This window comes from Aeromonas intestinalis (genome assembly GCF_054052485.1).
This window is the reverse complement of record NZ_JBSTYK010000016.1, coordinates 47,231-72,876: the sequence shown is the minus strand read 5'-3', so window position 1 is coordinate 72,876 and position 25,646 is coordinate 47,231. Positions and strand designations below refer to the sequence as shown.

Here is a 25,646-nt window from a genome sequence, read left to right as displayed (position 1 = left end):
CAAGAAAAGAGCGCCTGTCGGCGCTCTTTTTAGTAGGGTTTGCTCCCAGTCGGGGTATCAAGGGCTCTGCTCATTATGGGTAGAGTACAGAGGTGGCAGAGGCTCATCGATTCAGTGGCTGGTGGCCGGCTCCCCCTTGAGGGACTTGCTGGCCTTGCGGGTTTGCCACCACTGCCAGGCCGGCAGCAGCAACATCACCAGGGTCACCAGGGTGAAGCCCAGGGTAATGGGGCGCTCCCACAGGAAGCTCAGGGAGCCGTCATTGATGACCAGTGCCCGGCGCAGGTTGTCCTCCAGCATGCCGCCCAGGATGAAGCCGAGCAACATGGGGGCCATGGGGAAGTCCAGCAGGCGCAGGCCGATGGCGACCAGGGCCACCAGTGACATGACATAGATGTCCATGGTGTTGAAGGAGACCAGATAGACCCCGATCAGCGAGAACAGCAGCACCATGGGGATGAGCACGGGGCGTGGCACCTGCAGGATCTTGGCAAGATAGGGGATGAGCGGCAGGTTGAGGATCAGCAGTACCACGTTGCCGAGGTACATGGAGATGATCACCGACCAGAACACGTCCGGATGCTCCATGAACAGGCGCGGGCCTGGCTGGATGCCATAGGCGATGAGGGCGCCCAGCATCAGTGCCGTGGTACCGGAACCCGGGATCCCCAGGGTCAGCAGTGGCACGAAGGCACCGCTGGAGGCGGCATTGTTGGCCGCTTCCGGGGCGGCAACGCCGGTCAGGCTGCCCTTGCCAAACTCATCCTTCTTCTCCTTGCGGGCGAAGTTGCGCTCGGCCCCATAGGCCATGAAGGAGGCGATGGTGGCACCGGCCCCCGGCAGCACGCCGATGAAGAAGCCGAGCACCGAGGAGCGGGCGACCGGGGTCGCTATCTCCTTGACCTCCTCCTTGCTGAGCTTGAGGGAGCCGAGTTTCTGGATCTGCGCCGCCTCTTCGGCGCGGGAATCCTTGCCAGGGCGCAGCACCGTCATCAGGATCTCCGCCAGGGCGAAGGTGGCCATGGCCAGCAGCAGGAAGGAGAAGCCATCGCGCAGGTCCGGCAGGCCGAAGGTGAATCTGTCTACCCCCACGCTGCGATCGATGCCGACGGTGGAGATCATGATGCCAAACAGCGCCATGATCAGCGCCTTGAGCACCTGACCCTTGCCGGCAAAGGCCGCCACCGCGGACAGACCCAGCACCATGAGGGCGAAGTAATCCGCCGACTGGAACGAGAGGGAGACCTTGGCGAGCAGGGGCGCCGCCACCATCAGGAAGATGGCGGAGAGGGTGCCGCCGACAAAAGAGGCATAGGCGGAGATGGCCAGTGCCTTGCCCGCATAGCCCTTGCACGCCATGGGATAACCGTCGATGGCGGTGATCATGCTGGCGGAGCAGCCCGGGGTGTTGATCAGGATGGAGGCGGTGGATCCGCCAAACATGGAGCCGTAATAGACCCCGGCCATCAGAATGATGCCGGAGGCGGGATCCAGCCCGTAGGTGATGGGGATCATCAGGGCGATGGCGGTGACGGGGCCAAGCCCCGGCAACATGCCGATGAAGGTGCCGACGAAGCAGCCGACCACCACCATGAAGAGGTTGATGGGCATCACGGCGGTGCCGAGCCCTTGCAGAATGCCGTCTAACATGGGTTCTCCTTATCCCAGCAACTGGGTGAACAGCCGACCCGGCTCGAGGTAGACATTGAGCCCCTTGGTCAACAGGGCCCAGAAGATGAGAGTGAAAGGCAGGCTCACCTTGCAGGCGAAGGCGAGGCTGGGTTCACCCATCAGCCGGATCCCGGCGATGAGGAACAAGACGGTGGCGACCAGGAAACCGAGCCAGGTCAGGGCCACGCCATAGATGATCATCAGGATCAGAAAGGCGAACACCAGTCGCCAGTTGCCGGACTCTTTTTGCAGCCGCTCACCGCCGGGGGAGGCCATCAGCAGCAGGGAGAGCACAATGCCGACGCCGGCCAGGGCATAGGGCAGGGTGCTGGCGGTAAAGGGTTCATATTCGTCCCCCGGGTAGCCCGGGATCAGGGTGGCGTGATAGCCATAGGCGAGGGAGAGCAGCAAAAACAGCAGCCCCCCGAACCGTTCCTTGGTCAGGTGCATAATGATGACTCCAATGGGCGGGCCGGGCCCGCCACGGGGTTGGGATTACTTGATGAAGCCGAGTTCGCGCATCAGGCCGCCGATCTCTTGCTCCTGGCTGTTGAGGAAGGCGACAAACTCGGGACCGGACTGATAGCTGTTGGTCCAGTTGTTGCGCGCCCGCACCGCTTCCCACTCCGGCTTGTCATACATCTGCTTGAGCAGGGTGGCGAATTCGGCGGATTTCTCGGCGCTCACACTGGGGGAGGCGAAGTAACCGCGCCAGTTGGCAAACACGGTCGGGTTGCCCTGCTCGCTGAAGGTGGGGATGTCTTTGGCATCCGGCATACGCTCGGACGCCGTCATGCCGAGGATCCGCATCTGGCCGGACTTGACCGCTTCCATCGCCTCGCCAAAGCCGGTGGAGAGCACCTGGGTTTCTCCCGCCAGGACCGCGGCCATGGCGCTGCCGCCCGCATCATAGGCCACGTAGCGCAGCTTGCTGGCATCGGCCCCCGCATTCTTGAAGGTCATGGCGGCCACCAGGTGATCCAGGCTGCCCCGGGCGGAGCCGCCTGCGATCTTCACCTTGGCGGGATTGGCTTCATAGGCCGCCAGCAGTTGGGGCCAGGTCTGATAGGGGGAGTCGAGCGGTACGGCCAGCGCCTGGTAGTCGGCGATGATGGCGGCGACCGGCGTGAGATCCCGGAAGGACTGCGGCAGCTCCTTGGAGAGGGATTTGACGATGATGGGGGTGGAGTTGACCATCAGGGTCTTGTCGGATTGCGCCGAGGTTTCGATCAGGTGGGCGATGGCCTTGGCGCCACCCCCGGCGGAGATGTTCTGGAAGGAGGCGGTGGTGATGAGGCCGGATTTGGTCAGCGCCTCGCCGGTTCCCCGTGCCGTGTTGTCCCAGCCGCCGCCAGCGCCACCCGGGATCAGGAAGTGAATTTCGTCGATCTTGGCCTGCACGCCGAGGCTGGCGCCCAGCAGACAGCAGAGCAGGGTGCGCTTGAAGGTTCCTTGCAACATGGTGTTCTCCTTGTGATTGTTGCATGGAGGTTAATTAATCGTGTCTGTCTGGAAAACAATCTGGCCGTAATGGCTATTAAGGCTGTTCTGCCCATTTTGTTCATTCTGGTCACGGTGGATGCGGGGAGTGAAAAAGAAGGCGGAGCCCTGAGGGCCCCGCCGTGGTGATCTGATGCCGGCGAGCATCAGGTTTTGCTGGCGCCGGAAGGCTGTTCAGCCGACTTCTCCTTGCCCGGTGCCTGAAGGGCGTCGGTGGCCTGCTTCCTGAGGGTCATCTGCTCCATCACCAGCTTGTAGGCGATGTAGTACTTGTAGATGTTGCCCACATAGGTGACGGTCTCGGGCCCTATTTTCTCCGCCGCCACATACTCCACGTTGTGGAACCAGATGTTGGGATCCAGTCCCCGCTTCTTGGCCTCGGTGCGCAGCCGCGCCACCCGGGCCGGCCCCGCGTTGTAGGAGGCGAACGAGAAGAGCGCCTTGTCCAGCGCCGTCATGGGCTCATCCGCATAGTAGTGATCGATCATCCAGCGCATGTATTTGACGCCGCCGTGGATGTTGGGCTCCAGCTGGCGGATGTCCCCCACCTTCAACCCCTTGCCGGTGGCGGGCATGATCTGCATGATGCCGATGGCTCCCACATGGCTGCGGGCCTTCTGGTTGAGTGCCGACTCCTGATAGCCCTGGGCTGCGACCAGCAGCCAGTCCACGTCGTATTTTTCGCCGTATTCACGAAACAGCTCGACCACCTGCAGGAACTTCTTGCGCTCGGCCTCGGCGGCGGCGCTCTTGACGAACTTGTTCTGCTTGAGATAGCGCGCCAGTATGGCTTCGCCGGTGGCCTTGCCCCGCAGGGCCTTGATCTGTTCGTTGAGCATGGCGAGCAGCTGGGTGTTCTCCTTGCGTACCCCCCAGGCGATGATGCCTCCGCTGCGAAACACCGGCTCTTCGTGGATCTGGATGGCCGGGAAGATCTTCTTCCAGAAGCGGGCCTTGTGCTCATCCATCACGATGAAGGGCAGCAGGCCTGCGTTGACCATCTCCACCAGATCCTCGTCTTCCAGCACTTCGGAGGCGGGCCTGAGGTCGATGAGGGGTTCCCCCGCCGCCTTGCGGGCGGCGTTATAGGCCAGCAGGCTGTCGTAATAGCTGGACGAGGGCCTGACATAGACACTCTGTCCCCCGAGATCGGCGACGCTCTCCACCTTGGGAGACTGGGGGCCCGAGATGAGCAACTCGCGCACGTTTTCAATCAGGGGAGAGGAGAACTCCACCCCTTGCTGCTTGCGCTTGTCGGTGATGGTGAGGTTGGCGGCGGCGATGTCCCCCTTGCCTTCGAGCAGGGCGGGGATCAGGGCTTCACGAGCGACGGGGATGAAGACGAAGTGCACCTTGAGATTGCGCTTGATGGCTTTTTTCTTGCGGAGCTGTTCGTTGAGGCGCTTTTCCACCTGCATGAAGGCGTCGTAGGTGGCGCCCCGCTGTACTCCCTTGTAGATGAAGTAGCCGGTCTTGTTGTAGGTGGTCAGTACCCGGATGGCTCGTCGCTCCAGCATGGCATCCAGATCGCCCCGCATGGGCTTGGAGAGCTGGGCACTGTCAAACTCCAGGGCGCTTTTATCCGATCCCTCATCCGTGGCGGCTTGTTGGTCTGCTTCGGCACTCCAGACGGGGTTCAGGGAGCAGAACAGCCAGATCATGACAATCCATAAGCGTTTCATACGTACACCTCACTCGTTTTATAGAGTGTAAGCGGCGCACTGTGGGGGATTTAGCTTATTGGGTTTGATTGGAGGGGCGTCATAGCACGGTTTCCACTATCCCAAATTGGCGGGAAGCAGCGCCGTGACGAAAAAAAGAGCCCTGAGGCTCCTTTTGATATGACGTCGGCTCGAAGTCGCTAGAACCAGAAGCCGATGATGAAGGAGCCCGCCAGCGTCAGCAAGACGTTGGCTACCGCATAGGTGCCCGCATAGCCGAGCGCCGGGATGGAGCTGTTGGCGGCCTCGTTGACCACGTCCATGGCCGGAGCGCAGGTACGAGCCCCGGTGATGGCCCCGAGCAGCAGGGCCGGGTTCATCTTCAGTACCCAGACCCCGAACAGGTAGCCCACCAGCACCGGCAGGGTGGTGACCAGCATGCCGGAGAAGAGCACAACCATACCCACCTCGCTCAGGTGATCCAGGATGCCGCCACCGGCCTTGAGACCGGTGCTCACCATGAAGACGGCGAGACCGAGATCCTTGGCAAGGCGCAATGCTCCTGGCGGCACATAGCCCACCGTGGGGTGGTTGGCCCTGAGATAGCCCATCAGGATCCCCGCCAGCAACAGGCCGACCGCGTTGCCAAGGCCGAACTCTATCTGGCCGAACACCAGGGAGACGGAGCCGATGAGCAGGCCCAACACGAAGAAGGTCGCGAAGGCCACCAGATCCGTGGTTTGACTGTGAATGCTGATGAAGCCAATCTTGTTGGCCAGCAGTTTGACCCGCTGCTTCTCGCCGCTGATCTGCAGCACGTCACCCTTTTGCAGCATGATGTTGCGATCAAAGGGCATCTCTATCTGGGAGCGCACCACCCGGTTGAGGAAGCAGCCCTTCTCGGTGAGGTTGAGCTCCACCAGATGGCGGCCGACCACAGCGTCATTCTTCACGACGATCTCTTCGGTGACGATCTGCAGGTCCAGCAGGTTGCGGTCAAACACCTCCTTGCCGTTGCGATAGTTGACGTCCAGTTTCTCGTGGCTCTCGGGGTAGCCCACCAGGGCGATCTCGTCCCCTTCCTGGATCACCGCATCACCATCCGGGCTCGCCAGGATGCCGTTGCGGCGAATACGTTCCACATAACAGCCCGTGTGGGGATAGATGCCGGTCTCGCGCAGTGTGCGGCCGCCAATCCAGGCCGCAAGCTCGGGGCCGACGCGGTAGGCGCGGATGATGGGCAGGTAAGTCTTGCGGTTCTCGCTGTCGGAGAGTCCCCGCTCGCGGGCAATCTTCTGCGCCTCGGTGTTGAGATCCAGCCTTGCCAGGGAGGGCAGGTAGCGTACCACCAGCATCAGGCCCACCAGACCCACCAGATAGGTCAGGGCATAGCCGATCCCCATGTTGTCGAGCACGGATTGCATGTCGGTCTGGTGGGGCAGGTTGAGCAACCCGCTGCGCAGGGCGTCCTGGGCGCCGACCAGCGCCGGGGTCGAAGTGAGGGAGCCCGCCAGGATGCCGGCGGCCATGCCGGGGCCCAGGTTGAAGAACTTGGCGAGTCCCACGGTGAGCAGCAGGGCGCTCAGCAGGATCACCAGGGTCAGGGTGATGTAGTGGATGCCATCGCGCAGGAAGACACTGAAGAAGTGGGGCCCGGCTTCTATCCCCACGCAGAAGATGAACAGCATGAAGCCGACATTCTCGGTGGAGGTGGAGAACTGGAAGCCCATCTGGCCGAACAGCAGGGCGGTGAACAGTACCCCGATGGTGTTGCCTATCTGGAAATTACCGATGCGTACCTTGCCCAGCAGCAGGCCGAAGGCCAGTACCACGAACAGCAGCAGGGAGTCGCTTTGATGCAGCAGTGTCACGAAATCTATGGTCATGCCCGGAAGAACCGAGGAAAAAAGTGGGGCCGATATTGTGCCGGATCCCATGGCAAGAGAGAAGCGTCAAAGTGGTCTGGCAGGCAGTTAAGTGGGGGCTGATCGACCCGGGAGGGGTGAGGTGCGGATGCCAAGGGGGTCGCAGCGATATTTATCACTGCCCATCTCGCTGTCAATGAGTGATTTCTGCTGTCGGCGGGCCGAGGCTTTTGCCCCCTGTGGACAATTTATTACCTGCTGTTCAGCGGGTAGTGGCAGACGTTTTTCAGCATTTTTGACTGGTTGAAGAAAACCGGATCCCCCATGTGTCACCGATCTGGTTGGCGGGGGTGACCCATGACATCTGGCATGGCGACACAAATGGGGCATCTGGGGATGTGCCGGGCCCTCAGAAACCCATTTAGGGGGGAGGAGAAAAACAGGAGAAAATGGGGATACGGGTCTTTGCGCTCGCCAAGCCGGTGGCGATTGCAGCTAACCTAGGCCCTGATTGGCTTTGACTCACTTACCCACAGAATCTGTGGATAACCCTGTTCATGAAACTTGGCAATCAGGCTGCAGGCCGCGCCAATGCTGGGGTGCAAGGGCTGTTCAAAAAATACCTACAGAAAAATATTACTATAAAAATCATATAGTTATACTCGACAGGAGAAAACGCTGTCGGCGATAAGAGGGGGATCAAAAGGGAGGATCGCCGAGAGGATCGGCTTGTGCATTAAAATTGGCAGAGGAAAGCACTAAAGTGGATAACTTGCACCGAGATGGTGAGGAGATTGGCTCCCCCGACTGGACTTGAACCAGTGACATACGGATTAACAGTCCGCCGTTCTACCGACTGAACTACGGGGGAACATCAGGCAAGGAGACGCACTATACAGAGCTCGCTTTTCCAGGTCAATAGTCGGTGGCTCTGGCGGAGTGGATACCCAGATATCCCAACTCGGGGTACACTTCTTTCTTGCTGTTTTTGCCGGGAGTCGCGATGAGCAAGTTATTTCAGTTGGCCAGCCAGTTTCAACCCGCAGGGGATCAGCCCGCGGCGATCGCCCGCCTGCTCGATGGCATCGAGTCGGGGCTCGCCCACCAGACGCTGCTCGGGGTAACCGGCTCGGGCAAGACCTTTACCATGGCCAACGTGATCGCCACCCTCAATCGCCCCACCATGATACTGGCGCCGAACAAGACCCTGGCCGCCCAGCTCTATGGAGAGATGAAGGAGTTCTTCCCAGAGAATTCTGTGGAGTATTTCGTCTCCTACTACGACTACTACCAGCCGGAAGCCTATGTGCCGACCACGGACACCTTCATCGAGAAGGATGCCTCCATCAATGATCACATCGAGCAGATGCGGCTGTCGGCCACCAAGGCGCTGCTGGAGCGGCGCGACGTGGTGATCGTCGCCTCCGTCTCGGCCATCTATGGCCTCGGAGACCCCCAGGCCTACCTCAGCATGATGCTGCACCTCAAAGTGGGGGATGTGATCAACCAGCGGGACATCCTGCGCCGCCTCGCCGAGCTGCAATATACCCGCAACGACGTGGCCTTCCAGCGCGGCACCTTCCGGGTGCGGGGAGAGGTGATCGACATCTATCCCGCCGAATCGGACAAACTGGCCCTGCGGGTGGAGCTGTTTGACGAGGAAGTGGAGCGGCTCTCCCAGTTCGATCCCCTGACCGGCGCCATCGAGCAGACGGTGGTGCGCTACACCATTTATCCCAAGACGCACTATGCCACGCCGCGCGAGACCATCCTCGGGGCCATCGATCACATCAAGGAGGAGCTCAAGGGGCGTCGCGAGCAGTTGATGAGCCTGAACAAGCTGGTGGAGGAGCAACGCATCACCCAGCGTACCCAGTTCGACATCGAGATGATGCAGGAGCTGGGTTACTGCTCCGGCATCGAGAACTACAGCCGCTATCTGTCCGGACGCGCCCCCGGCGAGCCGCCGCCCACCCTGTTCGATTACCTGCCGGGGGATGGTCTGCTCATCATCGACGAGTCCCACGTGACCGTGCCCCAGATTGGCGCCATGTTCAAGGGTGACCGTTCGCGCAAGGAGACGCTGGTGGAGTACGGCTTCCGTCTCCCCTCGGCGCTGGACAACCGGCCGCTGAAGTTCGACGAATTTGAAGCCCTGATGCCCCAGACGGTGTTTGTCTCGGCGACTCCCGGCCCCTACGAGCTGGAGAAGTCCGGTGGCGACGTGGTGCAGCAGGTGGTGCGTCCTACCGGGTTGCTGGATCCCGAGATCGAGGTGCGCCCGGTCACCACCCAGGTGGACGATCTGCTCTCCGAAATCCGCTTGCGGGTCGCGGTGGAGGAGCGGGTGCTGGTCACGACGCTCACCAAGCGGATGGCGGAGGATCTGACCGAATACCTGGCAGATCACGACGTGCGGGTACGCTACCTGCACTCGGATATCGATACCGTGGAGCGGGTGGAGATCATCCGGGATCTGCGCCTTGGCAAGTTCGATGTGCTGGTGGGCATCAACCTGCTGCGCGAAGGGCTCGACATGCCGGAGGTCTCCCTGGTCGCGATTCTGGATGCGGATAAAGAGGGCTTCCTGCGCTCCACCCGTTCTCTCATCCAGACCATAGGCCGGGCGGCTCGCAACCTCAACGGCAAGGTGATCCTCTACGGGGATACCATCACCAACTCCATGAAGGTGGCCATCGAGGAGACGGAGCGGCGTCGCGCCCTGCAGCATGCCCACAATCTCGAGCACGGCATCACGCCGAAGGGGCTCAACAAGTCGGTGGGGGATGTCATGGACATGGGGGGCAGCCGCACGGCCGGCAAACCTGGCAAAGGCAGTCGCAAGGCCGCCGAGCCGCAAGGGGAGTACCATGCCCGCTCCGCCAGCGAGATCAGCAAGGAGATCAAACGGATGGAAGAGCAGATGTTCCAGCACGCCCGGGATCTGGAGTTCGAGCAGGCCGCCGCCATGCGGGATCAGATCCAGCGGCTGCGCAGCGAGTTGATCGAGAGTTGAGCAGCAAACGCTGGCTCATCTGGCGGCGTCTGCGTCGCCTCTATTTCGGGTTTCGCCATCCTGCCACCCCCTGGTGGGCCAAGGGGCTGGTGATCCTCATCCTGCTCTATGGCATCAGCCCGGTGGATCTTATCCCCGACGTGGTGCCGCTGCTGGGCTGGCTCGATGACCTCAGCCTGTTGCTGGTGCTGATCTGGGGCTGGGAGTCCTGTCTGCCCGCTGAGGTCAGAAAGGGGCTGGACGCGCTGGAATAAACACTGTGCATCCATCTGCGTGTGAGGTGGCCATCAGGTTTATCTATCAGGATCTCCTGCCCCAGCTGTGGATTGTGGCGTGCAGGGTATTGGCGTAGACTCCACGCCGTTCACTTCATGGGTAAGAAAAAATGGATCTGATCCTGTTTGCGATTGACTTTATTCTGCACGTCGACGTGCATCTGAAAGAGCTGTTTGAAAACTATGGCGTCTGGGTATACGCCATCCTGTTCCTCATCATCTTCTGTGAAACCGGCCTGGTGGTGACTCCCTTCCTGCCCGGGGATTCCCTGCTGTTTGCCGCCGGGGCGCTCACCGTGGGCAGTGCGCTGGATGTACACACCCTGGCCGCCGTGCTGATCGCCGCCGCCGTGCTCGGCAATGTGGTGAATTACACCATAGGGCACTTCTTCGGGGAACAGCTGTTTCGCAATCCGGATTCGAAGATCTTTCGCCGCGACTACCTGGTGAAGACCCACGCCTTCTATGCCAAGCATGGTGGCAAGACCATCATCATCACCCGCTTCTTGCCCATCGTGCGGACCTTCGCCCCCTTCGTGGCGGGCATGGGAGCCATGACCTATCCGCGCTTCCTGGCCTTCAATCTGGTGGGGGGGCTGTTGTGGGTGCTCTCCTTCGTCTATGCCGGCCACTTCTTCGGCAACCTGCCTGTGGTGCGCCACAACTTCACCCTGCTCATCTTCGGCATCATCGGTGTCTCCTTGCTGCCCATGATCATCGGTATGGTGAAAGCCAGGCGCAGTGCGGACAAGCCCGCCTCCTGATAGGTACAACCCCATAAAAAGAGGGAGCCAGTGGCTCCTTTTTTTATGGGCGGTCGATCACCGAAAGTTGTAGCAACGCCCCTTGACCAAGTTGCTGAGGGTCACTCCCACGAGTACCGGCTGGAAAGAAGGGCGGAGAAGGCGATGAACGATGACAACAGATGTGAAAAAGGGAGCCGGTGGCTCCCTTTTTTATGGAGGGCCGATCACAGGATCAGTTGCAGCAGCGTCCCTTGACCAGGTTGCCGACGGCGACCACCACGAACACCAGCAGATAGGCGGCGAAGATGGCGATCAGCCACTGGGGCATGGAGAAGCTCAGGAATTGCCAGGTGATCTCGCTGCAGTCCCCGTCCGGGAAGAAGAGCCAGGGGATCCATTGGTCCAGCGGCGCCCAGCTCGGGAAGTCGACAAAGCCTTCGCACACGTTGAAGGGGGAGGGATTCAGCTGATAGTCCACATGCTTGAGTGCCAGTTTCAGACCCCAGAAGGCGCTGTAACCCCACAGCAGCAGGGCGCTCCAACGCAGATACCATTTCTGCGGGGAGACCATGCCGAGCAGACCGGCCGCGAGCACGCCGAAGATGGCGATCCGCTCGTAGATGCACATGACGCAGGGGTGCAGACCCAGCACATGCTGGAAGAAGAGGGCGCACAACTCGAGGAACAGGGCGGAGGCGGCCAGCAGTCCCCACGCCAGCCGATGGCTGGCAATACGGCGAAGGAATTCGATCATCTGATTGATCTCACAGAGAAAATAGTGGCTGAATTAGAGCAGAGCCGGATCCAAAAGAAAAGGGCCCTCGTGGACCCTTCCATCATCAATGTGCCGCAGGCAGCAGGGTGGGTATATCCGCTCCCTGTATCAGCCAGCCCGCCTGGTAGAACCATTCGGTGGCGGGAGCGAGCAGCTGCTCCACCGCGAAGAAGCCCACCAGCCCCAGTACCAGGGTGTAGGGCAGCGCCATCCACACCATGCGACCGTAGGAGAGGCGCAGCAGGGGTGCCAGCGCCGAGGTCAACATGAACAGGAAGGCGGCCTGGCCGTTGGGGGTGGCGACTGAGGGCAGGTTGGTGCCGGTGTTGATGGCCACCGCCAGCAGATCGAAGTGCTCGCGACTGATGGCGCCGTTGAGCAGGGCTGTCTTCACCTCGTTGATGTAGACGGTGCCGACGAAGACGTTGTCGCTCACCATGGAGAGCAGGCCGTTGGCGATATAGAAGAGGGCGAGCTGATCCTCGGGCTTGGCGGCCAGCACCCACTGGATCACCGGCTTGAACAGCTGCTGATCGATGATCACCGCCACCACGCTGAAGAAGACGGTGAGCAGGGCGGTGAAGGGCAGCGCCTCGTGGAAGGCCTTGCCGAGGGCATGCTCCTCCGTGATCCCGGTGAAGGAGGTGGCGAGGACGATGACGGTCAGGCCGATGAGGCCCACGGCCGCCAGGTGCAATGCCAGCCCGGTGATGAGCCAGAGGGCGATCAGCGCCTGGACGATGAGCTTGGCCTTCTCTTGGGGGGAGCGCTGTGCATCTTCGTCCTGCTCGTACTCCTCCATGATGCGGCGCACCGGCTCGGGCAGCCTGGTGCCATAGCCAAACCAGCGGAACTTCTCCACCAGGATGCAGGTGAGCAGGCCACAGATGAACACGGGTATGGTCACCGGCGACATGCGGATGGCAAATTCGCCGAAGTGCCAGCCGGCCTGCTCGCCGATGATGAGGTTCTGGGGTTCCCCCACCAGCGTACAGACACCCCCGAGGGCGGTACCGATGGCGGCATGCATCATCAGGCTGCGCAGGAAGGCACGAAACTCGTTCAGATGTTGTCGGGTCAGTTCATCGATGCCGTCATCGTCATCGTGCAGATTGCTTGCCTCTTCCTTCGAGGCCACCTTGTGATAGATGGCGTAGAAGCCGGTGGCGACGCTGATCACCACGGCGATCACGGTCAACGCATCGAGGAAGGCTGACAGGAAGGCCGAGACCAGGCAAAACGCGAGGGAGAGCAGGGTCTTGGAATGGATGCGCACCAGCATCTTGGTGAAGACATAGAGCAGCAGCTGCTTCATGAAGTAGATGCCTGCCACCATGAATACCAGCAGCAGCAGCACTTCGATATTGGCGACCAGCTCATGCTTGATCTGGTCGGCGGACGTCATGCCGATCAACACCGCCTCGATGGCCAGCAGGCCGCCGGGTTGCAGCGGATAGCACTTGAGGGCCATGGCCAGAGTGAAGATGAATTCGACGACCAGCAGCCAGCCAGCCAGGAAGGGATCAATGTGGAAAACGATCGGATTGATCAGCAAAAACAAGACGATGGCAATTTTGTACCATTTAGGGGCATTGCCCAAAAAATTCCTTGCAAAAGCGTGCCCTAGGCTGATTGGCATAATGGTTGTTCTCTGTTCTGTTGTTGATATCTGCGTCTGTGCAGTCGAGCCAAGATGGCCCGAACATTTGGATAGTCACCTTTATCAAATTGATTGCACATGATTTTAATCAAATGAGCGCTAACTATAAATAACGTCGCAGTGCTTGCCCAGACGCGATGAGCATTAATCACCCTCATAGGGTGTTGATTGGCGCTGTTCATGCACCCAAAGACGCCATATGGCTGCACATTGCATCCAATTACCGTCATCCCGTGGGGGAATTGGCATCTTTATGTGTCTTTTATCTACTTATCCCTCATCGACAGGGGAGGGACGCCACTTAAATCAGATTTCGTGCGCGGGCTGGCGCACGACCGGCAGACGGCCTGTCGGGGACTGGCCGTCGGAGAGAAAGCACGCTTAGGGTATCTTGGTGCCTGGTCGCGCTGTCATTGACGGTTCTGGTGAATTTCGTGACGAGCAGTGCGGGGGAGTGTAGTGGGTATCGCATGGTGATGACCTCCTGGGATGTAAAGCCGATGGATACTGTAGCGCGTCTGACTCGACCGATAATCCGCCAGTTATTCTCAACACTGTCTCGTTTTTTGAGCCAATGAGGGCGGCAGTATTGACGCTGTATCTTCGAGCCCATCAGGAAGGCCGGTGTCGGCGTGGTTATATCAAGGAGGACCTTCATCCCTGCGTGTCATCTCGATCCTTCATCAGAGGGATTTCAATTGGATAGCAAGAAACATATTTTTAACAAAAACTTCCGGTTTATGTGAGCAGAGGACTGACCTTCTGCTTGCCTGCATGGTCGGCTTTGCTATTATTCGTGAGCCTTTTTACGTACTACAACAGAGTCACTACATGGTCATCAAAGCGCAAAGCCCCGCTGGGTTTGCCGAGGAATACATCATCGAGTCCATCTGGAACAATCGCTTTCCTCCTGGATCCATTCTGCCGGCGGAGCGTGAACTGTCCGAGTTGATTGGCGTGACTCGCACCACCTTGCGCGAAGTGCTGCAGCGTCTTGCCCGTGATGGTTGGCTCACCATCCAGCATGGCAAACCGACCAAGGTCAACAATTTCTGGGAAACCTCGGGCCTCAATATCCTGGAGACCCTAGCTCGCCTCGATCAGGACAAGGTACCGGACTTGGTTGCCCAGTTGCTGTCGGCCCGAACCAACATCTGCACCATCTTCATTCGTGGCGCCATCCGCAACAACCCGGAGCAGGCTGCCGAGATCCTGCGCGGAGCCGCTGAAGTCGAGAACACGGCTGAAGCCTATGCCGAGTTCGACTACCGGCTGCATCATCAGCTCTCCTTTGCCTCCGGCAATCCCATTTACGCCTTGATCCTCAACGGTTTCAAAGGCTTGTACAGCCGGGTCGGACGCTACTACTTCTCCGACAAGCAGGCCCGCGAGACAGCGGATGCCTATTACAAGGTGCTGCTGGGCTTGGCCGAAACCAAGAACCACGACGCCGTATTCATGACGGTGCGTCAATACGGTATCGAATCCGGCAAGTTGTGGACTCGTCTGCGCCAGGATATGCCGAGCAACCTGTGCGACAACTGATGCTCGCAGCATAAAAAAACGCGCCTTTCGGCGCGTTTTTTTATGGCTGTATCCTGCGGTCAGGCGACTGTCTTGCGTTCCGGGCAGCGCCCTATGATGTCCGCGGGCAGCTCCCCGTTATCCTGCTCCAGCACCACATCGAAACCCCACAGTTGATGCAAATGCTTGAGTACCTCATGACGGGATTCCCCGAGGGGTATCCGGTTGTGGGGCACATAGCGCAGGGTCAGGGATCTGTCTCCCTTCACCGCCACGTTGTAGACCTGAATGTTGGGTTCCAGGTTGCTCAGGTTGTATTGCGCCGACAGTGTGTTGCGTACCAGTCGGTAGCCCTCCTCGTTGTGGATGGCCGAGACCTTGAGGTAGTTCTTGAGGTCATCGTCATCAATGGCGAACAGCTTCATGTCCCGCATCACCTTGGGACTCAGGAACTGGCTGATGAAGCTCTCGTCTTTGAAGTTCTGCATGGCGAAATGCAAGGTATCGACCCAGTTGGTGCCGGCATAGTCCGGGAACCAGTATCTGTCCTCCTCGGTCGGGTGTTCACAGATCCGCCGCAGATCGGTGAACATGGCAAACCCCAGGGCGTAGGGGTTGATGCCCGAGTAGTAGCGGCTGTTGTAGGGGGGCTGATAGACCACGTTGGTGTGGCTGTGCAGCACCTCCATCATGAAGCGGTCGCTGATCTTCCCCTCGTCGTAGAGGTGATTGAGGATGGTGTAGTGCCAGAAGGTGGCCCACCCCTCGTTCATCACCTGGGTTTGTTTCTGCGGGTAGAAGTATTGACTGATTTTGCGCACTATTCGCACGATTTCACGCTGCCAGGGTTCCAGCAGTGGTGCATTCTTCTCGATGAAGTAGAGAATGTTCTCCTGTGGCTCGGGAGGGTAGCGCCTGTCCTCGACTCCGGAGGCCTTGTGCTGCTTGGGCAGGGTGCGCCACAACTCGTTGACCTGGGTCTGCAGGTAATCTTCCCGCGCCTTCTGGCGCCGCTTCTCTTCGGCGAGTGAAATCTTCTGGGGCCGCTTGTAGCGATCCACCCCGAAGTTCATCAGGGCGTGGCAGGAATCGAGCAGCCGCTCGACCGCATCGATGCCGTGTTTCTCCTCGCACTCCGTGATGTAGTTCTTGGCAAACAACAGGTAGTCGATGATGGAAGAGGCGTCGCTCCAGGCCTTGAACAAATAGTTGTTCTTGAAAAAAGAGTTGTGACCATAGCAGGCGTGGGCCATTACCAGGGCCTGCATCGGCATGGTGTTCTCCTCCATCAGGTAGGCGATGCAGGGATCCGAGTTGATGACGATCTCGTAGGCCAGCCCCATCTGGCCGCGTTTGTAGTTGCGTTCGGTGTGAATGAAGCGTTTGCCAAAGGACCAGTGTTGGTAACCGATGGGCATGCCCACGCTGGAGTAGGCATCCATCATCTGTTCGGCGGTGATCACCTCGATCTGGTTGGGGTAGGTATCCAGCCGATACGACTTGGCCACCCGGGCAATCTCCTGGTGATAGGTCTCCAGCAGATCGAAGTTCCAGTCAGGACCATCGTCCAGGGGGGCTATTTTTCTCGCAGTTTCTACCATATGTGCTCCCTCAAGCCGCCTGCTTCTTGAACAGCTCCCGGAATACCGGATAGATGTCCTCTACCTTGCGAATGTGCTCCATCGCGAAGTGGGGGAATTGCTCGGCCACCGACTCGTATTCGTGCCACAGGGTCTGGTGGGCGCGGGTGGTGATCTCGATGTAGGAGTAGTAACGCACCCGCGGCATGATGTCGCGCAGCAGGATCTCCCGGCACTGGGGGGAATCATCCGCCCAGTTGTCCCCATCGGAGGCCTGCGCCGCATAGATGTTCCACTGGTTGGCGGGGTAACGCTCGTTGATGATGTCGTTCATCATCTTGAGGGCGCTGGAGACGATGGTGCCGCCAGTCTCCTGGGAGTAGAAGAACTCGTGTTCGTCTACCTCCTTGGCCTGGGTATGGTGGCGGATGTAGACCACCTCCACATTCTTGTAAGTGCGGCTCAGGAACAGGTAGAGCAGGATATAGAAGCGTTTGGCCATCTCCTTGGTGGCCTGATCCATGGAGCCTGACACGTCCATCAGGCAGAACATCACCGCCTGGCTGGAGGGGACGGGCCGCTTGACGAAGTTGTTGAACTTGAGATCGAAGGTATCGATGAAGGGGACTGCCTCGATACGGCGCTTGAGCTCCCGGATCTCCTTCTCGAGCTGCGCCATCTCGGCGAAGTGATCGTTGGGCTCACCGGCGAGCAGGGCAAGCCGCTCCTCCAGCTCGCGCAGCAGGCGCTTCTTGCAGGCCTGCAAGGCCATGCGCCTGGCCAAGGAGTTCTGCAGTGAGCGGACCACATTGATGTTGGCGGGCACCCCGTTGGAGGTGTAGCCAGCCCGATAGGTTTTCATCTCCATCAGCTGGTTGAGCTGGGTTTTCTGCAAGCGGGGCAGCTCCAGATCTTCAAACAGCAAGTCCAGATATTCATCCTTGGAGATCTGGAACACGAAATCATCCGCGCCTTCCCCTTGATCCGAGGCCTGGCCTTCGCCGCTGCCCTGACCACCGCCTCCTCCCTTGGGGCGGTCAATCTTGTCGCCAGAAATGAATTGATCGTTGCCAGGATGGACCATCTCCCGTTTGCCGCCCTGACCTTGATGGAAGTGGGGTTCACCGATGTCCTTGGTCGGGATACTGATGCTCTCGCCCTTGTCCACGTCCTGAATGCTGCGTTTGGAGACAGCATCCGAGACCGCTTGTTTGATCTGCTTCTTGTAGCGGCGGATGAAGCGCTGCCGATTGACAGCGCTTTTGTTTTTGCCGTTGAGCCTGCGGTCGATAAAATGCGCCATAACTCCCCCTTGAACCACGGCAGGGTCAGGATGACTTGCGTACCCTGAGATACCATTCGGAGAGCAGCCGCACCTGCTTGCGGGTGTAGCCCTTCTCCATCATCCGCTCTACAAAGTTGTCGTGCTTCTTCTGCTCTTCGGCCGACGTCTTGCTGTTGAAGGAGATAACCGGCAGCAGCTCCTCCGTGTTGGAGAACATCTTCTTCTCGATCACGGTGCGCAGCTTCTCGTAGCTGGTCCAGTTGGGATTGCGGCCCGCGTTGTTGGCCCGCGCTCGCAGCACGAAGTTGACGATTTCGTTGCGAAAATCCTTCGGGTTGCTGATCCCTGCCGGTTTCTCGATCTTTTCCAACTCGCTGTTGAGGGAGGCCCGGTCAAACAACTGGCCGGTTTCCGGGTCACGGTACTCCTGATCCTGGATCCAGAAGTCGGCATAGGTGACATAGCGATCGAAGATGTTCTGCCCGTACTCCGAGTAGGACTCGAGATAGGCGGTCTGGATCTCCTTGCCGATGAACTCGACATAGCGCGGGGTCAGATAACCCTTGATGAACTCGAGGTAACGATCATGCAGCTCCTGCGGGAATTGCTCGCGCTCTATCTGCTGCTCCAGCACATAGAAGAGGTGCACCGGGTTGGCGGCCACTTCCGCATGATCGAAGTTGAACACCCGGGAGAGGATCTTGAACGCGAAGCGGGTTGACAGGCCATTCATGCCCTCGTCCACGCCAGCGTAGTCGCGATACTCCTGATAGCTCTTGGCCTTGGGATCCGTGTCTTTGAGGCTTTCGCCGTCATAGACCCGCATCTTGGAGTAGAGACTGGAGTTTTCCGGCTCTTTCAATCGGGACAGCACGGAGAACTGGCCCAGCAGCTCCAGGGTGCCCGGGGCACACTTGGCATCGGTCAGTTCGCTGTTGAACAGCAGTTTTTCATAGATCTTCACCTCTTCCGAGACGCGCAGGCAGTATGGCACCTTGACGATGTAGACCCGGTCGAGGAAGGCTTCGTTGTTCTTGTTGTTACGGAACTGCTGCCATTCAGACTCGTTGGAGTGAGCCAGCAGTATGCCGTCGAAGGGGAGGGCAGAGAGACCTTCTGTGCCGTTGTAGTTGCCCTCCTGGGTGGCGGTCAGCAGGGGGTGCAGCACCTTGATGGGGGCCTTGAACATCTCCACGAACTCCATCATCCCCTGGTTTGCCTTGCAGAGCGCCCCCGAGTAGGAGTAGGCATCGGCATCATCCTGGGCGTAATGTTCCAGCATGCGGATATCGACCTTGCCGACCAGGGAGGAGATGTCCTGGTTGTTGTCATCGCCGGGCTCTGTCTTGGCGATGGCAATCTGATCGAGGATGGAAGGGCTGACCTTCTCCACCTTGAACTTGGTGATGTCCCCGCCAAACTCGTGCAGCCGTTTGGCTGCCCAGGGCGACATGATGGGGCGCAGATAACGGCGCGGGATGCCGTACTCTTTTTCCAGGATCTCGCCATCTTCCTCGATGTCGAACAGGCAGAAGGGGTGATCGTTGACCGGTGAGCCCTTGATGCGATAAATGGGCACTTTCTGCATCAGAGATTTCAGCTTCTCGGCGAGGGACGACTTGCCGCCGCCGACAGGGCCGAGCAGATAAAGAATTTGCTTCTTCTCCTCGAGCCCCTGGGCCGAGTGTTTGAGGTAGGAGACGATCTGTTCGATGGCCTCTTCCATGCCGTAGAAGTCTTTGAAGGCGGGATAGCGTGCGACGACGCGATTGGAAAACAGGCGGCTGAGGCGCGGATTGACCGAGGTGTCGATCATTTCCGGCTCGCCAATGGCAACCAGCAGCCGCTCGGCGGCGGAGGCGTAGCAGGATTTGTCCTGTTTGCACATATCCAGGAACTCCTGGATGCTGTACTCCTCCTCTCTGGCTTTCTCATACCGCTGTTGATAGTGCTCGAAGATGCCCATAAATTAGCCCTCGATTTAGTCGCTTACCCTGAAAAGAGTGGATCACTACTTTTGTTCTGTTTACCTCTTAAGCCTAGTCAACAGCCCCCAGTAATCCATCAACATCATTGGTTTAAGTTTACAAGGAAGCTTCCCGATCCTGATGTGGGAAGGAACAGCCAGTGTTCTTTGTATGTTACTGACTGTTAAATTATTTCTGCCATGACAGTGAGGTAAATGTCAAAGACATAAAAAATAAATATTTATATGGCAGGGACAGGAAACGAGACCCTGTGATGTGGAGAAACCACAGGCCAGATGGCGCAAGGGAGACAAGGGGATTGGCAGTGAAATGGCATTGCGCTTACGTTAACGTAATGGTGTTTGTTTGGTGCTTAAGCTCTAATTTTTACATTGACGCTACATTCTGGCTGCACTAGATTGGCCCTGTGTCGAGCAGTCATCGCTTTAGCAAGAGAGCGGGTGATTGTGCAGATACTAAGCTCTGTTTAAGCACGTTTCCGTTGGCTTGACCCTCGCATCCGCGAGGGTCTTATTTTTTTGGCGCCCGGTAAACATCCTTAGAAAATAGCGGGGTAGGCTCGTGATACTGCCGCCAGCACGTCGGCGAAGGGATGGGCTGCCAATTGGCCAAAACCCGCCAGGTTCTTTGCCTTGACGCGGGTGGAGAGCGGGGTGGCGATGCCGCACAGGAAGCGGGTCAGCACGCGGGGATCCTGGCTCTTGCCTAGGGCGACAAAGGGATCGCACCAGGCACGCAGACCGTGCTCATTGGGCAGGGGCGGGCTTGGCAGCACGGGCAGGTTGGCAATCTCCCCCCGACAGACGGAGCAGTGCCCGCAATGGGTGGGTGCCTGCTGATCGGCAAAATAGCGGGCCAACTCGTGGCTCAGGCATCGGGTTGAGGTAAAGAAGGCCAACAGCGCCTGCAACCTGGCCAATTCACTCTGCTCTTTTTGCGTGAACAGGTCGTGCAGCCGTGTGGCCAAGGGCTCGATGGCAAGATCCTGGCGCAATACCCGATACACTTCCGTCATCTGTTTGCTCTCGAGCTCGATCCAGCCCTGTTGCTGCAGATAATCCAGCGCCGCCGCCGCGCGGTGCCGCTCGCCCTGATACCCCTGCCAGAGCGCCTCGAAGTCCATGGTGCACCAGCTGCGAGCCTGGGGGGCACAGGCAAACAGCTGCTCCAGAAACTGGCGGCGATCGGGATTGAAACGAGCCAGGATTTCCCCCTTGTCCAGCACGAACTTGAAGCGATATTCGGCGAAGTAGCTGTAGGCCGGCGCAATGACCCCCTCCATTTCCAGATAGACCAGCAGGGTCTTGAGGGGCAGTTGGCGAATATTGGTGTCGTTGGAGAGCCGCAGCAGACCAAATTCCCACTCACTGCCACTTTGTTGCACCGTCTCGAGCAGCGCCAGTATGGCTGATCTGTCCGGGGTATCCCCATAGACGAAGTTCTCCAGCACCGGCAACTGGGCGCGATTGGCCAGCACGACGCAGCGGGAGGGCAGACCATCGCGGCCGGCGCGGCCTATCTCCTGGCTGTAGTTTTCGATGGATTTGGGCAGATCGTAATGAATGACCCGGCGGATATCGGCCTTGTCGATGCCCATGCCGAAGGCGATGGTGGCGACGATGCAATCCTGTTTGCCCGCCATGAACTCATGTTGGATCCGGCTACGCACGTCGCTATCGAGCCCGGCATGATAGGCGCAGGCCCTGATGCCTGCCCGCTGCAGGCGCTCGGCACACTGCTGCGCACTGTGCTGCAGGGTGACATAGACGATGGTGGGCGCCGCGGGCTCCTTCAGGATCTCGGCAATCAGCCACTCATCGCGCGCCTCGGGAGGCAGGGGAACGACGGCGAGATCCAAGTTGGGGCGATAGAAGCCGGTCACCACCAGGTCTTCCTTATCTATGCCGAACTTGGCCTGCATGTCTGCCATCACCGCCGGGGTGGCGGTGGCGGTGAGCAGCAATACCTGGGGAATGGCGAGCTCGCGGCGATGACTCGGCAGCTTCAGATAGTCCGGGCGAAAGTTGTGGCCCCACTCCGAGATGCAGTGCGCCTCATCCACCACCAGCATCGAGATCGGCACCCCGGCGATAAAGCGGCGAAAGCGTTCGTTCTTGAGGCGCTCCACCGAGATCATCAGGATCTTCAACTGGCCGTCGCTGGCCTGCTGCATCACTCGTCGACTCTCTTCCGCCGTCAGGCTCGAATCCAGGCTGGCAGCGGCTATGCCCTTGCTCTTCAAAAAGGCGAGTTGATCGTGCATCAGGGCGATCAGCGGCGAGATAACCAGGGTCAGGTGGGGCAGGGCGAGGGCGGGCAATTGATAGCAGAGGGATTTGCCCGCGCCGGTCGGGAAGATGGCGGCCGCACTCTTGCCCGCCAACAGGCGGCTGATCACCGCCTCCTGACCGGGTCTTAACCGATCAAAACCGAAGTGACGGGTCAACAGAGAGGGGATCATGGCAAGGCTCCAGCACAAACAAAGAGCGGCATCATACCACCCTTGAGGGCCGGCGGGCCGACCAAGGGACTGGAGTGGCGCTATTTTGACCGACGTTGATATTGTGTTATCGCTTTGTTGTAGATTTTTTGTGAGGTAACCCTGATATTTTTCAGTGATTATGTGGAAAAAACCGATGGCAGATGGGATATTCGTTGCCGCAGTCCCGCGCGTACTGGACAGGTCCAGAAGAAGACTTGCCAGGACAGACCACGCCGGTGAGAGACCGGGGTGACGGCGTGCGGGAGATTGCAAACAGGACTAATGATTCAAGCACCCAAGCGTGCACAGGGACTATTTGATGACACAACAACACCCCCTCATAAGACTGGTCAACAGCACCAGTCTGGTTAGCCAGATCCTGGTCGGTCTGGTACTCGGTATCTTCCTCGCCATGTTCATGCCGGAATGGGCAAAGGCAGCGGGCCTGCTTGGCAGCCTGTTCGTCGGTGCATTGAAGGCGGTCGCGCCGCTGCTGGTATTCGTACTGGTCATGGCGGCGATCATCGGTCACAAACAGGGTCAGAAGACCAGCATTCGCCCGCTGCTGGCGCTCTATCTGTTTGGCACCTTCGCCGCCGCCGTGGTCGCGGTGCTGGCGAGCTTCCTGTTCCCCTCCAACCTGCATCTGGTGGCGAACAGTGCCGAGATCACGCCCCCTGGCGGCATCACCGAGGTGCTGCAGACCCTGCTGTTCAACGTGGTGACCAACCCGGTGAAGGCGCTGATGGATGCCAACTACATCGGCATTCTGGCCTGGGCCATCGGCCTTGGCATCGCCATGCGCCATGCCAATGAGAGCACCAAGGCGCTGATCACCGACTTGTCCCACGGGGTCTCCACCATCGTCAAGGCAGTGATCCGCTGCGCCCCCCTCGGCATCCTGGGTCTGGTTGCTTCCACTCTGGCCGAGACCGGCTTCGGTGCCCTGCTCGGTTACGCCCAGCTGCTGGTGGTGCTGATCGGTTGCATGCTGTTCATCGCCTTCGTGGTCAACCCGCTCATCGTGTTCTGGAAGATCAAGCGCAATCCCTATCCGCTGGTGCTGACCTGCCTGAAAGAGAGCGGCGTGACCGCCTTCTTCACCCGCAGCTCCGCCGCCAACATCCCGGTCAACATGGCCCTGTGCGAGAAGCTGCGTCTGCCAGAAGACACCTATGCGGTCTCCATCCCGCTGGGCGCCACCATCAACATGGCCGGTGCTGCCATCACCATTACCGTGCTCTCCATGGCAGCGGTACATACCCTGGGGATGGAAGTGGATCTGGCCACCGCCATCCTGCTCTCCGTGGTCGCCACCATCAGTGCCTGTGGTGCTTCCGGTGTGGCTGGCGGCTCCTTGCTGCTGATCCCGCTGGCGTGCAGCCTGTTTGGCATCAGCAACGACATCGCCATGCAAGTCGTTGCCGTGGGCTTCATCATCGGCGTGCTGCAAGACTCTGCCGAGACGGCTCTCAACAGTTCCACCGACGTGCTGTTCACCGCTGCGGCCTGCATGGCCGAAGATGAGACCCTGCTGGACGCCGCGCCCCTGTCGCGCGAAGCCTGATAACCAAAGCTTTGAAAACCAAAGGCTTGATAACGAAAGCCTGATAACAAGGCATCAAGCCTGCGAGAACGCCCTCCAGTGAGGGCGTTTTTTTATGCCTGTGATCAAGATCAGAATGCCCTCTCGGACGTCCAGTCCCAAGGGGGGTGGGCCATAGCGCCGTGCCGGTCTGAGCTGGCATCGGGGAAATGGCCCTTCACCCTCGCCATTGCTGCAAACTCACTCAATCACTCAATCACTCAATCACTCAATCACTCAATCACTCAATCCCTCAATCATCATCCCAAACCTTGTCTTGCCAGGCTTCGCAGCCGCTGTGCACCAGCTCCAGGCTGCTGTGCATGGGCCCGCTGTTATCTCCGATGAGCAGGACGAAGGACGGGATGGGGATGGGAAGGATCACCGAAGGAGAAGGGGGCAGAGGGTATTGGTGTTGCAAGAGGCCGCTTGCGGCATGAGCAGGGGAACGCCTAGGGAGGAGAGGCGAGTGCCTGGCGTGATGGTCTGTCATCGGCAGGCAGTTGTGCTGACGCTGTGGTGAGGTCTTGCATCGTGCACCAGTGAACGAAAGTCGTGCCCAAGGTGAACCGAACCCGCTCAGTGGCGGCAATCAGCGAAGAAAGGGGGGGCCTTGTGTCATGCAGCGCCCCTCGATTACGTCAGTCTTTCCCTCCACACTGCGCCCACAAAAAGCGCCCATAAAAAATGCCCGCCAGGGTTGGCGGGCATGGATGGGTCAATAGACCGCGGTTATCAGAACAGCTGGTACAGGATGGCGGAGATGGCAATCAGGCCCATGGTCGCCACGAAGACGTTGCTGATCTGGCCCTGATATTTCGCCATGGCCGGTACGCGCTTGATGGCGTACATCGGCATCAGGAACAGGATGGTCGCGATGATGGGGCCACCCAGGGATTCGATCATGCCGAGGATGGAGGGGTTGATCACGGCCACTGCCCACAGGGTCAGGATGAAGAAGGCGATGATGAACAGCTCGACCTTCTTGGTGTTCGGGGTCTTGCCGGACTTGCGCATGTTCTGGACGATCATGCCCTTCAGGCCTTCACGGGCACCCAGGTAGTGACCGAAGAAGGAGGAGACGATGGCCACGAAGGCAACCAGAGGACCGAAGTAGGAGATGATCGGGCTCGCATGCTGGTTGGCCAGGTAGGAGAGCACGGCGATGTTCTGGGACTTGGCTTCTACCAGCTGGGCCGGTGTCAGGCTCATCACGCAGGAGAAGACGAAGAACATCACGAAACCCAGCAGGATCATGGCGGTGCGCTTCAAGATGGCGTCGGACTTGGCAACGGCGTTGTCACCATAGTCGCGGCGCTGGGCCAGGGCGAAGCTGGAGATGGCCGGGCTGTGGTTGAAGGAGAACACCAGTACCGGGATGGTCAGCCACAGGGTGGTGGCGAAGTCCTTGGCGGACGGCACCTGGGAGAGGGCCGCACCGGTCCAGTCCGGGATGAGGTAGAGGGAGATGCCCGCCAGGATGGCGATGAGCGGGTACACCAGGAACTCGGTGACCTTGAGCATCAGCTTTTCACCGGCCAGCATGACCGACATCATGCCCATGATGAGCACGATGGAGAGGATCCAGCGCGGCGGTGCCGTCATCTGCAACTGGTTCACCATGAAGCTCTCGACCGTGTTGGTGATGCCCACGCCGTAGATCAGCACGATGGGGTAGATGGCGAAGAAGTAGAGCAGGGTGATCAATTTGCCTGCGCCAATCCCGAAGTGCTCTTCTACCACCTGGGTGATGTCGGCGCCGGGATTCTTGGAAGACAGCACGAAGCGGGCCAGCCCGCGGTGAGCCAGGTAAGTCATGGGACCGACCAGCAGTGCCATGACCACCAGTGGCCAGAAGCCACCCATGCCAGCGTTGATCGGCAGGAACAGGATGCCCGCGCCGACGGCGGTCCCAAACAGACTGATCACCCAGGTGGTGTCCTGCTTGTTCCAACTGCGCGCTTGCAGCGGCTGCGTTCCTTGCGTTTGTGTGGTCGCGGCGTCTTGCGCGCCGGTGACAGTATTAGACATGT

At 59.3% G+C, this 25,646-nt stretch carries 17 protein-coding genes and 1 tRNA gene; 5 read left to right on the top strand and 13 right to left on the bottom strand.

Translation table 11 applies throughout. From position 1 onward, the window contains the following. Positions 1-111 precede the first annotated feature (111 nt). The 6 genes from ACW5W7_RS18080 to ACW5W7_RS18055 form a co-directional block, all read right to left on the bottom strand. Complete coding sequence (locus tag ACW5W7_RS18080) at positions 112-1,650, bottom strand: tripartite tricarboxylate transporter permease (protein ID WP_456502585.1); 1,539 nt, start codon at positions 1,648-1,650, stop codon at positions 112-114. Positions 1,651-1,659: 9 nt separating this feature from the next. After that, the gene (locus ACW5W7_RS18075) at positions 1,660-2,121 is read right to left on the bottom strand and encodes a tripartite tricarboxylate transporter TctB family protein (RefSeq protein ID WP_349917930.1); all 462 of its coding nucleotides are present in this window, start codon (positions 2,119-2,121) and stop codon (positions 1,660-1,662) included. Between the two features lie 45 nt (positions 2,122-2,166). Further along, on the bottom strand, positions 2,167-3,132 hold the full coding sequence (locus tag ACW5W7_RS18070) for a tripartite tricarboxylate transporter substrate binding protein (RefSeq protein WP_349917929.1): 966 nt from the start codon (positions 3,130-3,132) through the stop codon (positions 2,167-2,169). A gap of 185 nt (positions 3,133-3,317) precedes the next feature. Next, positions 3,318-4,853 carry a transglycosylase SLT domain-containing protein gene (locus ACW5W7_RS18065; protein ID WP_456502584.1) on the bottom strand — a complete coding sequence of 512 codons (1,536 nt, stop codon included), beginning with the start codon at positions 4,851-4,853 and terminating at the stop codon, positions 3,318-3,320. A gap of 179 nt (positions 4,854-5,032) precedes the next feature. Further along, positions 5,033-6,718 carry an aspartate:alanine antiporter gene (locus ACW5W7_RS18060; RefSeq protein ID WP_349917926.1) on the bottom strand — a complete coding sequence of 562 codons (1,686 nt, stop codon included), beginning with the start codon at positions 6,716-6,718 and terminating at the stop codon, positions 5,033-5,035. 774 nt (positions 6,719-7,492) lie between these two features. Then, positions 7,493-7,568: transfer RNA gene (locus ACW5W7_RS18055), tRNA-Asn, on the bottom strand. A gap of 132 nt (positions 7,569-7,700) precedes the next feature. Between ACW5W7_RS18055 and uvrB the strand changes: the two genes are divergently transcribed. The 3 genes from uvrB (at position 7,701) to ACW5W7_RS18040 (ending at position 10,752) form a co-directional block, all read left to right on the top strand. Then, complete coding sequence (gene uvrB, locus ACW5W7_RS18050) at positions 7,701-9,713, top strand: excinuclease ABC subunit UvrB (protein WP_456502583.1); 2,013 nt, start codon at positions 7,701-7,703, stop codon at positions 9,711-9,713. Further along, complete coding sequence (locus tag ACW5W7_RS18045; RefSeq protein ID WP_456502582.1) at positions 9,710-9,967, top strand: YkvA family protein; 258 nt, start codon at positions 9,710-9,712, stop codon at positions 9,965-9,967. Before uvrB ends, ACW5W7_RS18045 begins: the two co-directional genes overlap by 4 nt. A 131-nt stretch (positions 9,968-10,098) precedes the next feature. Beyond that, entirely contained in the window at positions 10,099-10,752 is a 654-nt protein-coding gene (locus tag ACW5W7_RS18040) for a DedA family protein (protein WP_456502581.1), read from the top strand. A gap of 214 nt (positions 10,753-10,966) precedes the next feature. Here ACW5W7_RS18040 and dsbB read toward each other — a convergent pair whose 3' ends face one another. Next, complete coding sequence (dsbB, locus tag ACW5W7_RS18035; RefSeq protein WP_349917922.1) at positions 10,967-11,488, bottom strand: disulfide bond formation protein DsbB; 522 nt, start codon at positions 11,486-11,488, stop codon at positions 10,967-10,969. 85 nt (positions 11,489-11,573) lie between these two features. Next, positions 11,574-13,148 carry a sodium/proton antiporter NhaB gene (gene nhaB / locus ACW5W7_RS18030; RefSeq protein WP_456502580.1) on the bottom strand — a complete coding sequence of 525 codons (1,575 nt, stop codon included), beginning with the start codon at positions 13,146-13,148 and terminating at the stop codon, positions 11,574-11,576. Positions 13,149-14,000: 852 nt separating this feature from the next. Between nhaB and fadR the strand changes: the two genes are divergently transcribed. After that, complete coding sequence (fadR, locus tag ACW5W7_RS18025) at positions 14,001-14,714, top strand: fatty acid metabolism transcriptional regulator FadR (RefSeq protein ID WP_349917916.1); 714 nt, start codon at positions 14,001-14,003, stop codon at positions 14,712-14,714. Between the two features lie 59 nt (positions 14,715-14,773). On the opposite strand, the gene ACW5W7_RS18020 is transcribed toward fadR, so the two are convergent. The 4 genes from ACW5W7_RS18020 to ACW5W7_RS18005 all read right to left on the bottom strand — a co-directional run bounded on the left by ACW5W7_RS18020 (position 14,774) and on the right by ACW5W7_RS18005 (position 22,007). After that, positions 14,774-16,294: a SpoVR family protein gene (locus tag ACW5W7_RS18020; protein WP_456502579.1), complete on the bottom strand. Its 1,521-nt coding sequence runs from the start codon at positions 16,292-16,294 to the stop codon at positions 14,774-14,776. 10 nt (positions 16,295-16,304) lie between these two features. After that, positions 16,305-17,576, bottom strand: coding sequence for a YeaH/YhbH family protein (locus tag ACW5W7_RS18015; RefSeq protein ID WP_456502578.1), 1,272 nt, complete (start codon positions 17,574-17,576; stop codon positions 16,305-16,307). A gap of 25 nt (positions 17,577-17,601) precedes the next feature. Next, on the bottom strand, positions 17,602-19,524 hold the full coding sequence (locus tag ACW5W7_RS18010) for a PrkA family serine protein kinase (protein WP_349917909.1): 1,923 nt from the start codon (positions 19,522-19,524) through the stop codon (positions 17,602-17,604). Positions 19,525-20,084: 560 nt separating this feature from the next. Further along, a complete protein-coding gene (locus ACW5W7_RS18005) occupies positions 20,085-22,007 on the bottom strand; it encodes a RecQ family ATP-dependent DNA helicase (protein ID WP_456502577.1) in 1,923 nt (640 codons plus the stop codon). 340 nt (positions 22,008-22,347) lie between these two features. On the opposite strand from ACW5W7_RS18005, the gene sstT reads away from it, so the two are divergent. Next, positions 22,348-23,595 (top strand): serine/threonine transporter SstT, encoded by a 1,248-nt coding sequence (gene sstT / locus ACW5W7_RS18000; RefSeq protein WP_349917904.1) that lies wholly within the window; start codon positions 22,348-22,350, stop codon positions 23,593-23,595. Positions 23,596-24,348: 753 nt separating this feature from the next. Here the strand turns inward: sstT and ACW5W7_RS17995 are convergent. Continuing rightward, positions 24,349-25,644, bottom strand: a complete 1,296-nt coding sequence (locus tag ACW5W7_RS17995) for an HAAAP family serine/threonine permease (RefSeq protein ID WP_456502576.1) — start codon at positions 25,642-25,644, stop codon at positions 24,349-24,351. Positions 25,645-25,646 lie beyond the last annotated feature (2 nt).